Origin of the sequence: Enorma phocaeensis (assembly GCF_900186505.1) — a bacterium.
In the GTDB taxonomy this organism is placed as follows: Bacteria; Actinomycetota; Coriobacteriia; order Coriobacteriales; family Coriobacteriaceae; genus Enorma; species Enorma phocaeensis.
Window position 1 is genome coordinate 210,874 of sequence record NZ_LT891969.1, and the last position, 12,027, is coordinate 222,900.

Here is a 12,027-nt window from a genome sequence, read left to right on the forward strand (position 1 = left end):
TGGGCGCGGCTCCATCGCCACATATAGCTTGCTACAGCGTCCAGTCGGTGCTTTCGCGCTGAAGCTTGACCATGCGGGCGAAGAGGCCGCCCGCCGCCATGAGCTCTGCGGGTGCGCCCTGCTCGGCCACGCGTCCACCTTCGAGCACCACGATCTTGTCGGCGGACATGACGGTGCGCATGCGGTGCGCGATCACGATGACCGTCTTGCCGGCGAGCAGCCGCGACAGGGCCCCTTGCACCTCGGTCTCGTTCTCCACGTCCAGGCTTGCCGTGGCCTCGTCGAGAAGCACCACCGGTGCACCCTTGAGCAGCGCACGCGCGATGGAGATGCGCTGGCGCTCGCCGCCGGAAAGGCGCGCGCCGTTCTCGCCGATCAGGGTCCCGTATCCCTGCGGCATGCGCGAGACGAACTCGTCGCAGTTGGCAGCCCGTGCCGCTGCGAGAACTTCCTCATCCGTGGCACCGCGCCTGCCCAGGCGGATGTTTTCCATGACCGTGTCATCGAAGAGCGTCACATCCTGGAATACCACGGAGAAGTCGGCGAGCAGCACTTCGGGGTCCACCGTGCTCACGTCCACGCCGCCCACGGTTACGCGGCCGGAGCTCGCATCCCAAAGCCTGGCGGCTAGGCGCGCGCAGGTGGATTTACCGCTGCCACTCGGTCCTACGAGCGCTGTGACCTCGCCCTCGCGCGCGGTGAAGGAAACGTCTTCCAGCACCTTCTCGCCGCCCTGCTCGTATGCGAAGCCCACGTGCTCGAAGACCACGTCGTGGCCGGCGGGGGCATATGCGGCGCCGCCGCCGGCCAAGGGTTCTTCGAAGAAGCTCTTCATGCGCGCCGCGGCGGTTCGCGCCGAGAACAGCTCGGCGATGAGCATGAGCGCCTGGTCGAATGGGGCGTAGATGCGGCTCACCACCAGCAGGAAGCAGAAGAGGGTGGGGAAGTCGCACGTGCCGTCGGCTATGAAGGCGGCGCCGGCGAGCAGCGTCGTCGCGAAGCCGAGGCGCAGCACGACCTGTGCCCCGTTCACGCATATGCCGGTTGCGACCTCGCCGCGGATGGCGGTGCGCTCTGCCGTATCCACGCTTTCGTAGATGTGCTGGAGGTAGCGATCCTCCTGGTTGGTGGCGCGCACCTCGCGCACGCACTCGAGCGCCTCCTGGATGTACTCGGAGGTTTTGAGCCCTGCCATGCGCGTCCTGCGCATGAGCGGTTGGAGCTTGGAGCGCACGCCGAAGAGCATCAGCAGCGCCACGGGGCCCGACCACATGGAGGCCACGGCAAGCCGCCAGTCAAAGGCGGCGAGGTACACGAAGGCGATGCCCATGGTGGCATAGGCGCCGTAGAGCTCGGGGAGCACATGGCTGTAGGCATGCTCGGTGGTCTTGACATCGCCCATGAGGGTCTCGGTGAGGTCCGCGAGGTCCCTGCGGCCGAAGAAGCCCAGGGGCAGCTTCCGCAGGCGTTCGGCGAGCGCGATGCGCTGCCTGCCGCTCTCTTTGTAGATGACGCCGTACTGGTAGTAGTATGCGAAGCGCTCGCATACGAAGAGGATGGCGAGATACGCGGCGATCAGGGCCGCCCATCCGGCAACGGGCACGGAGAGCGGGTCGAATCCGAGCTCGCCAAACGCTCCCAGCGTTACGGGCTCCCCCGTGAGACGCGCCATGAGCGCGCTCGCGATGACGTAGACGAATCCCACGCTTGCGAAGACCACCAGGTTGGTGACGGTGGTCCATATCGCTCCGAGCTTGACGTTTCTCACGCCTTCGTCGGTGAGGGCGTATTTCTCCTTGATGGACATCTATGCCACGCTCCCTTCGGCGAGGGCGGCGCGCTGGGCTTCGGCTTCATCGCGCTCGGTCGCGCTCCCCGTGCTCGTAATTCTCCAACTCACGGATCGTTCGTAGTCGGCCCACATGCGGGCGTAGAGCCCCTTTGCGGCAAGGAGCTCCTCGTGGGTGCCCTGCTCTGCTACGCGCCCCTGGTCGAGCACCACGATCTTGTCGGCGTTCCTCACGGTGGACAGCCGGTGGGCAACCATGAGGACGGTCCGCGGCGCGCCGTCTCGGCTGCGCGCGAGCCGTTTGAAGGCAGCTTGGATCTTCACCTCGTTCTCGGGGTCGGCGAAGGCGGTCGCCTCGTCGAGCACCACGATGGGCGCGTCCTTCAAGATCGCGCGGGCGAGCATGAGCCGCTGCACCTCTCCGCCCGAGAGATGGGCTCCATCGGTCCCATAGACGGTATCGACGCCCTGCGGGAGCTTCTCCAAGATGTCGCCGCACTGCGCGGCCTCGAGCGCGGCGAGCACCTCATCGCGCGTGGCGTCGGGTCGCGCCGCGCGCACGTTTTCCAGGATGCTCTGCGAGAAGAGCCTGTTTGCCTGGAACACGAAGGCCACGCGCTCCATGAGGTCGGCGGGGTCCACGTCGCGCACGTCGACGCCGCCCACGGTGACGCTGCCCGCGCTCACATCCCAGAAGCGCGGGACGAGGCTCGCCGCGGTGGTCTTGCCGCCGCCCGAGGGCCCCACGAGCGCCACGGTCGCACCGGCCGGCACATCGAAGGACACGTGGTCGAGCGCGGGCTCATCGGCCCCCTCGTACGTGAAGCTCGCATCGTCGAAGCGAATGGAATTGTCTTTCGGCGCGCGGGGATTGTCCGGCGGCTCGATCACGGGCGCGGCGAGCACCCCTTCCACGCGATTCACCGCATCTGCGGCAGACTGGAACGCTTCCGACATGAACATCACGCGCGTCATTGCCGTGGGGATCACGGCCGAGAAGATGGCGTAGAAGGCGAAGTTCGCGGCGAAGCGCGCTATGTCGTGCTCGCCCGGAACGGCGAGCACGGCCACCGGTACGAGAAAGACCGCTGCCGCGCTGATGACGGTGAGCGAGAGCGACTGCGGGGTTTGGCACCACTTCACGGCATAGTCCTGCGCGAGCACCGTGAACTCCTCGATGGCGTCATGGAACGCGCGGAAGGAATGGACCGTTTGCTGAAACACCTTCACGACGGGGATGCCGCGCACGTACTCGGTCCCCGTCTTGTTCATCTTCACGAGCGACTCCATGTAGCGTGTCATGAAGTCCATGCCGCGCCCGCCCATCATGTAGAACATGCAGGCAAGGCTTACGGCAACCGGTACGAGGCAGGCCACGCCCAGCCGCCAGTCGAAGATGAAGAAGAGGGTGAGCATGCCTATGATCATGGCGATGGAACCCGCCGTGTCCGGTAGCTTGTGGGCGAGCAGCCCCTCGGTCTCGAGGGCGCAGCCGTCCACCACGCGCCGAAGCGCACCCGAGGCATGGTTATCGAAGTATCCTAGGCTCGTGTGCATGAGGTGCTCAGTCGCGCGCTTTCGCATGTTCGAGGCGCAGCGGAACGCGGCGAGGTGCGTGCACATAAGACCCGCGAAGTAGAGCGCGATGGACGCTATCGCAAAGCCGAGCGCCCACCAGCCGTAGACGGCGATGCTCGTTGCTTCCTTCCAGTCGGGCGCTACGGCGATGAGGTCGCGTGCCGCGAACCAGATGCACACATACGGGCCGAAGCTCACGATCATCGATACGGCTGCGAGCGCACAGCCCAGATAGGTGAGGGCGCGGCGCGGGCCGGCGAATGCGAGCAGCCTTCCAACGGATCCCGTCGCATTGCCGGTCTGCGCGTCCTCAGCGGTTCGCTCTTCCATGGATGCCTCCGTTCTCTTGAACTGTTAGCAAACGCTAACTTATCATGGAGGCAATGCCTCGCGAAGCACGGGGGCGAGCTTGGCACGAATTCGAAAGCAGGGAGGTGCCACGGTGGCGGATCGGCTTGCCGAACTCTATGCTCCCCAGGTGGAGCAGTTCGGCATCATGCTCGAGGAGACGGGCGATGCGCTGATCGGCGCGGTTTCGGACGAGAGGGCGCGGGCGCGCGTGGCCGTCTATCGTTTGGAAGGGCTTTGCGTCGTGACCTCTCACCGCATCGAGGTCAAGCGCGACATGGCGTTTCACGAGCGCAGCGTGCCGGGCCTCTGCGTGTGCACGCTCTCGGCCGACAGCCTTTCGCTTTGCCCGGTGGCGCAGCCGATCCGTGCGCGGCGCGCTGGCAACGTGGCGGTCTTCGGGCATGGCGATGAGCCGCAGCGCTGCGTGCTCCATGCGGGGGAAGTGCATGATGCCATCTCCGTCACGTTTCTGCCCGAATGGTTCTCGCGTCTCGACGCATGCGAGCGCCGCTCGGCCTGGGAGCTTATCGAGGAGCCTGGGAGCGCCTGCGGCGAAGAGCTCGCCTGCGTGCTCGACCGGTGCCTCTGCGCCATGACACCGCTGTTCGGCGGCAAGCTCCTTGACGGTTCGTCCGCCTTGCGCGGTGCCGAAAGGGCGGCGCGGACGGCAATCGCATGGTTCGAGGAGCGGAGCCGCGCCGAGCGCGCGGCGGGCACGCGCGAGCAGGCGCGTCTCGTGCGGGCAGCGAAGCGCTTCGTCGCCCTGCATCTGGACCGGGCGCTTTCGCTTGACGAGCTGTCTCGCGAGCTGCTCACGAGCAGGACGCGCCTATGCGCGGCCTTTCGCCAGGAGACGGGGGAGAGCCTGGGGGCCTATGTTCGCAGGTCGAAGCTGGAGCGCGCGTGCCAGCTGCTCGAACGAAGCGGACTCAACGTGTCGGAAGTGGCTCATTGCGTCGGCTATCCGCGCGCATCGAGCTTCACCGTTGCCTTTGAGCGCGCATATGGAATCCCTCCCAGTGCTTGGAGGGATTAGCGGTGATGAGGTGAGGTCGGTCAGTGCGTCTCAAGGGTGCGATCGAGTAGCATCCCGACCCATCACCATCGTTTAGTTCAGGCTTGCATCGATGGCGGATTCTGCAGCAAGGAGACGCTGCTCGATATCGGCTTCGGAGCAGCCGATGGCAACGGCGAGTTCCTCGAGCGAGCGCCGGCGCGCCTCCTTGAGCACGCGCAGGTAGTAGCTGCTCGGTTTGCGCGACTGGCGCTCAGCGAGCCGGATGCGATGGTGCATGGTCTTGGCAACGCGCACCGTCTCGGGCGCGCCCTCTTTGATGAGCTGCTTGAAATGGGTCTCCTCAAGCGAGCTGTTGCGCTCGGTGAACGGGTCGCACTCGAGGTCGCCGTAGTGCTCGATGAGGCGCTCGGCATCTTCGCGAGAGATGGCCGGGTGAAGCCGATCGGATTGCGCGATTGGGTACATCATGCGCGTCTTGGCGTGACCCTGCTTGCATTCCAGGATGATCATGGGCTGCGGCGCGTCTTCGTCAAAGCCGATCACGGTGCAGACGCCTTGCCCTGGGTGGATAACGTGCTCTCCGATACTAAACATGCTTCCTCCGTCTCATAAGCTAGTCAACGTATCCAGAATACCACCATTACGTGGGCTTTTCCGAAAAATCCCTGCAAAACCTGCACATCTTTGCTGCGACGTGCTAAAGTGGTCAACGTATGCCCGCATCTAGGGGATGTGGATCTGTGGAACCTGAAGGAGGAAACCCATGCCCGAGAAGATCGAGGAGCTGGTTCGCACCGCTCTCGCCGAGGCCCAGCAGGCTGGTGATCTGCCCGCGTTTGAGCTTGAAGATTGTGGCATCGAGCGACCGGCTGACACGACTCACGGCGAGTGGACCTCTACCATGGCCCTCAAGTCGGCCAAGCTTGCACACCAGGCGCCGCGCGCCATCGCCGAGGCCATCACGAAGCATCTGCCCGCAAGCGACGTCATCGACCACGTCGAGATCGCCGGCCCCGGCTTCATCAACTTCTACCTGTCCACCGCCGCCAAGAACGCCGTCTTCGCCGAGGCTCGCGAGCAGGGGATGGATTTTGCCCGCTCGAACGTGGGCAAGGGCACCAAGACCCAGATCGAGTTCGTCTCTGCCAACCCCGTAGGCCCCATGCACGTTGGCCATGGCCGTTGGGCGGCGCTCGGCGACTCGATGTGCCGCGTCATGGAGCATGCCGGCTACGACATCGAGCGCGAGTTCTGGATCAACGACTACGGTAACCAGATGAACACGTTCGGCAACTCCATCTCCAAGCGCTACATGCAGCTCGCCGACATCATGGAGAAGCAGGGCTTGGACATCGACGCTGCCCGGGACTTCCTGGCTCAGGATCGCGACAACTTCGTTCAGGATGAAGCCGACGAGCGTCCCGACAGCCACCCCTACATGGACGAGTTCACCGCGGACCTGGGCAAGGACTCCTACGGCGGCACTTACATCATCGATGAGGCCGCTGCCTTCTGGAAGAGCGATGGCGACAAGTGGGTCGACGCCGATCCCCAGGAGCGCATGCTCTCCTTCCGCGAGCGCGGCTACCAGAAGATGCTCAAGGATATGAAGGACACCTGCCACGACGTCCGCTGCGACTTCGACGTCTGGATGAGCGAGCGCACCATGTACCAGAAGGACTGGACGGGGACCTCGCCGGTCGAGCGCGCCTACGCCAAGCTCGACGAGATGGGCTATCTCTACCGCACCGATGACGGCGCGCTGTGGTTCAAGTCGACCGAGTTCGGTGACGACAAGGATCGCGTCATCCAGAAGTCCAACGGCGACTACACCTATTTCTCGTCCGACATCGCCTATCACTGGAACAAGTTCCAGCGCGTGGACCTCGTTCTGGACATCTGGGGCGCCGACCACCACGGCTATATCGCTCGCGTGAAGGCGGTCTGCGACGCTCTCGGCTACCCTGGTCAGTTCGAGGTGCCGCTGGGTCAGTTCGTCAACCTGCTGCGTTCTGGCAAGCCCGTCCGTATGTCCAAGCGCAAGGGCACGATGATCACCTTCCGCGAGCTGATCGACGAGGTCGGTGCCGACGCCACGCGCTACACGCTCGTCTCGCGCTCCTCGAACCAGACGATCGACTTTGATATCGACGCCGTCAAGGAGAAGAGCCAGTCGAACCCCGTGTACTACGTGCAGTACGCGCACGCTCGCATCTGCTCCATCCTGCGCAAGGCCGCCGGCGTCACGCCCGAGCAGGCCGACCTCATGGGCATGGAGAACGTCGCTATCAAGGCCATCTACGGCGATGTGGACTACTCGCTGCTCACCGATCCCACCGAGCTCGCGCTCTCGCGCAAGCTCAATGAGCTGCAGGACCTTATTGCCGGTGCCGCTCGCGACCGCGCTCCCTTCCGCATCACGCATTATGTGGAGGACCTCGCTGCCGCGTTCCACAGCTTCTATGCTGCGTGCCAGGTGCTGCCGAGCGAGGGCCGTCCGGTCGATCCGGCGCTCGTCCGCGCGCGCCTCGGCGCTTGCGACGCGGTGCGCTCGGTTATCGCGCTGTGCCTGTCGCTCATCGGCGTGTCTGCGCCGACGCAGATGTAGGCTGCGCTTGCGCGCTTCAAAGCTCTACTGAGCTGTCTTGGCCCTCGGTGCCCTGCGGGCGCCGGGGGCCTTTTCTGTGCGTGGCACAAGGGATGCGGTGCGCGTATGGGGCTATGCCGCCTGTTCGCCATCTCGCAGCATGGGTGTCGTTGTTGTGCTACACTCTGCTGCATGCCGTACTGATATCGGCGCTTCGTGCAATCCCTCCTTATCAAACGCATCGGCTTAAACGGTCTTTCTATGCGTTCGCGACGTGCAGATCGTGCCGATGAGGAATTCGTGCGCGTGAATGACTTTGAGGAGTGTTCGGCCGCCCTGGGGCGCCGTCGTTATAACAGACCATGAAAGAGAGTTGGATAGGTATCGTGGCTGAAGAGAATGAGAACATGCCTGCCGAGGTAGCGCCTGAGGCGGCGAGCGCGCCGCGTCCACGCCGCCGCACGCGTACCGCTAAGGCGGCGGACACCGAGGCTGCTCCGGCAGCTGCTCCCGAGGCTGAGGCGGCCCCTAAGCGCCCTGCGCGTACCCGTCGTGCTGCGACGAAGAAAACCGCTGCTCCCGCAGAGCTCACTCCCGAGGTTGCTCAGGCCCGTGCGCTCGCGCAGATATCCCAAGCGTCCGTTGTTCGCAAGCAGCGCCGCGCTGCTGCGCGCGCCGAGCAGGCGCTCGTAGCTCCAAGCAATGAGGTCGAAGCAGCTTCCAACGAGGGTGCTGTCACCGCTCCGGAGGGCGAGTCTCGTCCGCGCCGTCGTGGCCGCAAGCCTAAGGCTCAGGTAGAAGCCGAGCTGGCTGCTGCGCAGGCGGCTGAAGCGGCAGCTGCGGCGTCCTCCGCCCTCGCAGCGCCTCTTCCCGATGCCGTCGCTCCTGAAGGCGCTGCCAGCGATGGCGTCAGCGCTGCCGAGACCGATGTGCGTCCCGGCCGCGCTCGTCGCGGCGCTACGACGAAGACCCGTGCGCGCGCCACTAAGGCCGCGACTGAAGGTGGCGAGCAGGTGGATGCGGGGCAGGTTGCCGAGGCAGCTTCCAAGGACCACGCAGTCGAAGCGGCGGAGCCCGAGCACGCAGTTCGCGCCCATGCCAAGGACAAGGTCGCCGAGCAGCGTGACGGCAAAGCGGGGGAGGCGTCCGACCTCAAGGCTGGCGAGCAGACATCTCCGCGTCGCCAACATGCCGCCGCCAGACGCGAGCATGTGGCGGGTGGCCAAGGCGAGCGCTCCAACGACAGGCGCAACAACCGTCAACAGCGCAAACAGCGCAACAATCGCTACAGCGCTCCCACCGAGCCCAGCCTCTCGCGCGAGGAGCTTGCGGCCATGAAGGTTGCAGAGCTGCGCACCAAGGCCAAGGAGTTCGATCTCGACACCACCGGCAAGAAGAAGGCAGAGCTCGTAGAGGAAGTGTACCAAGCCGCCGCACGCGCCGAAGGCTTCCGCGAGATCACTGGTATCCTCGATATCTCCAACGAGGGCTTTGGTCACATTCGTGCGCATGGATACATGCCTAGCCGCGAGGACGCCTTCGTCCCAGCGAATCTCATCCGTGCCGCGCGCCTGCGCCCCGGCGACCTCATCGAAGGCACGCTGCGCCCCGCCCGCCAGGGTGACAAGTTCCCCGGCCTCGCCAAGATCAAGACGATCAACGGCCTCGATCCCGAAGCGATTCGCAATCGCCCCAAGTTCAGCGACCTCACGCCCATCTATCCTAACGAGCTGCTCAAGATGGAGCACGGCAAGGATTCCATCACCGGTCGCGCCATCGACATCGTGAGCCCCATCGGCAAGGGCCAGCGCGGCCTCATCGTCTCGCCGCCCAAGGCCGGCAAGACCACGATTCTGAAGAAGATCTGCCAATCCATCGCAATCAACAATCCCGAGGTGCACCTCATCTGCCTACTTGTTGACGAGCGCCCCGAAGAGGTCACCGATATGGAGCGTTCCATCAAGGGCGACGTGGTGGCTTCGACCTTCGACATGCCGGCGGATAACCACACCCGCGTCTCCGAGCTCGTCATCGAGCGTGCGAAGCGCATCGTGGAGCTCGGTGGCGACGTCGTGGTGGTGCTCGATTCCATCACCCGCCTTGCGCGCGCCTACAACCTCGCAGCGCCAGCCTCGGGTCGCATCCTCTCCGGTGGCGTGGACTCCGCCGCGCTCTACCCGCCCAAGCGCTTCCTAGGTGCGGCGCGCAACATCGAGAACGGCGGCTCGCTCACCATCCTCGCCTCCGCCCTCGTGGATACCGGCTCCAAGATGGACGAGGTGATTTTCGAGGAGTTCAAGGGCACCGGCAACATGGAGCTCAAACTCGATCGCGAGCTCGCAGACCGCCGCATCTTCCCGGCCATCGATCCGGTCGCCTCGGGCACGCGCAACGAGGATCTGCTCATCTCCGAGCAGATGCGTCCGTTCGTGTGGGGCATTCGCCGCGTGCTCGCCAACATGTCGAATACCGAGCGATGCGCTTCCGCCTTCATCAAGGGCCTCAAGGGCACGAATTCCAACGAGGAGTTCCTCATCCGCTCGGCAAAGCGCGCGCAGGGCGCAGGCGATATGCTCTAGCATCGGTTCGCAACGTGTCCTATGTAAGGGCGCGGTCAAGGTTCTCGGGATTTCCCAAGGCGTTCGCGCGGAAGCGTGCGGACGCCTTTTCCATGAGGTATCATCCGCAGGATGCCCATGCGACGGAAGGGGTGCACGATGATCGAATTCCTCAAAACACAGACGCCTGGACGCGTCGAGCGCATCGAAGCTCCGGAGCCCGGCTGCTGGGTGAACGCCGTGGCACCTACGCCCGAGGAACGCATATGGCTCGAGCAGGAGCTCGGCGTGCTGCCGGAGTTCGTGAGCTCCGCCCTCGATGAGGAGGAGACGCCCCGTCTCGATTACGACGAGGACGCAAACCAGATCTTCGTGATCGTCGACTATCCCATCGCGCCGGGCGAGGGCGACATCCCAGCGGATGCCACATCGCGCATGTACGACACCATGCCGCTCTCGATGGTGTTCATTCCCGCAAAGAGCCTGTTCGTTACCATGGGGCTTTACGACAACACGCCGATCCGCGATATGGCGGAGGGTCGCGTGCGCGGCGTCGACACGCGCTTTCGCACCCGCTTCCTTCTGCAATTGCTGCTGCGGATAAGCCAGCTTTACCTTGTGTACCTGCGCAGGATAGATCGTCTCTCGTCGGCGACCGAGGAGAAGCTGCATGCCTCTGTTCAGAACGAGGAGCTCATCCAGATGCTCAACCTCGAGAAATCGTTGGTGTACTTCTCGACCTCGCTCAAATCGGACGAGGTGACGCTCAACAAGATCATGCAGGGGCGTATCATTCCGCTCTACGAGGATGACCAGGACCTGCTTGAAGACGTGCTCGTCGAGATCCATCAGGCAATCGAGATGGCGAACATCTACTCCAACACGCTTTCCGGCACGATGGACGCATTCGCGAGCATCATCTCGAACAACCTGAATATCGTGATGAAGGTCCTATCGGTCATCACCATCGTCATGGCGATACCCAACATCATCTTTGGGTTCTACGGCATGAACGTGAGCCTGCCCTTCGAAGGGGCAGCGCTTGTCGATAACTGGGCGTTCCCGTTGCTGCTTGCTGTGGCGTGCTGTCTTGTGGCAGCTTGGATCTTCAAGCGCAAGGGCATGTGGCACTAAGCCGTATGCGATGCGAGCCGGTGTCGAGCCGGCTCGCGCTAGATCTCACCGATTGTGATCAGTGTCCTAAATCGCGCCGATGAGGCGCTCGACGGCGAGTGCTAGGCGGTAGGGAGCGATCTTTGCCACAGCGTAGAGCGCCTTCATATCCAGCGAGGGGATGCACAGACTCTTGCCCGCCCGCGAATCCCTGAGGGCGCATGCCGCGACATCGGTGACGTTCTCGAACCCGATGACGGTCATGCGCTGCGCCGCAAGGGCATCGCCCGGCTTGTCGAGGAACTCGGTGTGCATGAACTTCGGGCAGAGCGCCATCACATGGATCCCCACCTCGCCGAGCTCGGCGTCGAGGGAGCGTGAGAGGTCGAGGATAAAGCGCTTCGCGGCTGAGTAGAGCGCGAGCTTGGGTTGCGGGATGAAGGCGGCGACGCTTGCGACGTTGATGATTCGCGAGCCCGGGCGCATGTAGGGCAACGTGCGGTAGATGAGCTCGACGGGTGCGCGCATGAGCAGGTTCGCCATCTGCGACGCCTTTCCCTCGCGCATGAGCGCGAACGACCCGAACGATCCGGCGCCGGCGTTGTTGATGAGGAGTCGCACGCCGGCATCGGTCTCCTCGGCGAGTGCCGCCTCGATGATGTCGAAGGAGACCGGGTCGGTAAGGTCGAGGCAGAACGGCCGCACCGTCGTCTTACAGGTGCGCACGAGCGCGTCGAGCTGGTCCGCGCGGCGGGCGATCACCCAGATCTCGTCCACCTGGCCGGCAGCTCCGCCGTCGATGAGGCGTACGAATTCACGGCCGAGGCCCGAGGATGCACCGGTGACGATGGCGATGGTAGACATAGCAGGCTCCAATCGATAACGGGCCAAACGCGAGATGATCGCGCAAGCGACACTTTCGATGCTTGTTCCCCAAAGGCGGGTGCGTCAAGCAGTGGGAGGCCAAACGGCCGCATACGGTCGCGAGCGGGTCACGAACGGGTTGAGACCTTGCAATATGCTGCTCCATCTC

General features: G+C 64.2%; 8 protein-coding genes. 4 read left to right on the top strand and 4 right to left on the bottom strand.

The annotated features are described in order from the left end of the window. Positions 1-31: 31 nt before the first annotated feature. Both C1717_RS03940 and C1717_RS03945 read right to left on the bottom strand, forming a co-directional pair. The gene (locus C1717_RS03940) at positions 32-1,807 is read right to left on the bottom strand and encodes an ABC transporter ATP-binding protein (protein ID WP_102371935.1); all 1,776 of its coding nucleotides are present in this window, start codon (positions 1,805-1,807) and stop codon (positions 32-34) included. Then, positions 1,808-3,697, bottom strand: a complete 1,890-nt coding sequence (locus C1717_RS03945) for an ABC transporter ATP-binding protein (RefSeq protein WP_102371936.1) — start codon at positions 3,695-3,697, stop codon at positions 1,808-1,810. It lies immediately after the preceding gene. Between the two features lie 79 nt (positions 3,698-3,776). Here C1717_RS03945 and C1717_RS03950 point away from each other — a divergent pair, with 79 nt between their 5' ends. Beyond that, positions 3,777-4,754 carry a helix-turn-helix domain-containing protein gene (locus tag C1717_RS03950; protein WP_146003657.1) on the top strand — a complete coding sequence of 326 codons (978 nt, stop codon included), beginning with the start codon at positions 3,777-3,779 and terminating at the stop codon, positions 4,752-4,754. A gap of 72 nt (positions 4,755-4,826) precedes the next feature. Here C1717_RS03950 and C1717_RS03955 read toward each other — a convergent pair whose 3' ends face one another. Continuing rightward, the gene (locus C1717_RS03955) at positions 4,827-5,330 is read right to left on the bottom strand and encodes a CarD family transcriptional regulator (protein WP_102371938.1); all 504 of its coding nucleotides are present in this window, start codon (positions 5,328-5,330) and stop codon (positions 4,827-4,829) included. 169 nt (positions 5,331-5,499) lie between these two features. Between C1717_RS03955 and argS the strand changes: the two genes are divergently transcribed. The 3 genes from argS (at position 5,500) to C1717_RS03970 (ending at position 11,015) form a co-directional block, all read left to right on the top strand. Then, entirely contained in the window at positions 5,500-7,344 is a 1,845-nt protein-coding gene (argS, locus tag C1717_RS03960; protein ID WP_102371939.1) for an arginine--tRNA ligase, read from the top strand. 386 nt (positions 7,345-7,730) lie between these two features. Continuing rightward, positions 7,731-9,902: a transcription termination factor Rho gene (gene rho, locus C1717_RS03965; protein WP_245859521.1), complete on the top strand. Its 2,172-nt coding sequence runs from the start codon at positions 7,731-7,733 to the stop codon at positions 9,900-9,902. Positions 9,903-10,040: 138 nt separating this feature from the next. Beyond that, positions 10,041-11,015: a magnesium transporter CorA family protein gene (locus tag C1717_RS03970; protein WP_102371941.1), complete on the top strand. Its 975-nt coding sequence runs from the start codon at positions 10,041-10,043 to the stop codon at positions 11,013-11,015. A gap of 66 nt (positions 11,016-11,081) precedes the next feature. On the opposite strand, the gene C1717_RS03975 is transcribed toward C1717_RS03970, so the two are convergent. Further along, on the bottom strand, positions 11,082-11,858 hold the full coding sequence (locus tag C1717_RS03975) for an SDR family NAD(P)-dependent oxidoreductase (RefSeq protein ID WP_102371942.1): 777 nt from the start codon (positions 11,856-11,858) through the stop codon (positions 11,082-11,084). Positions 11,859-12,027: the final 169 nt, after the last annotated feature.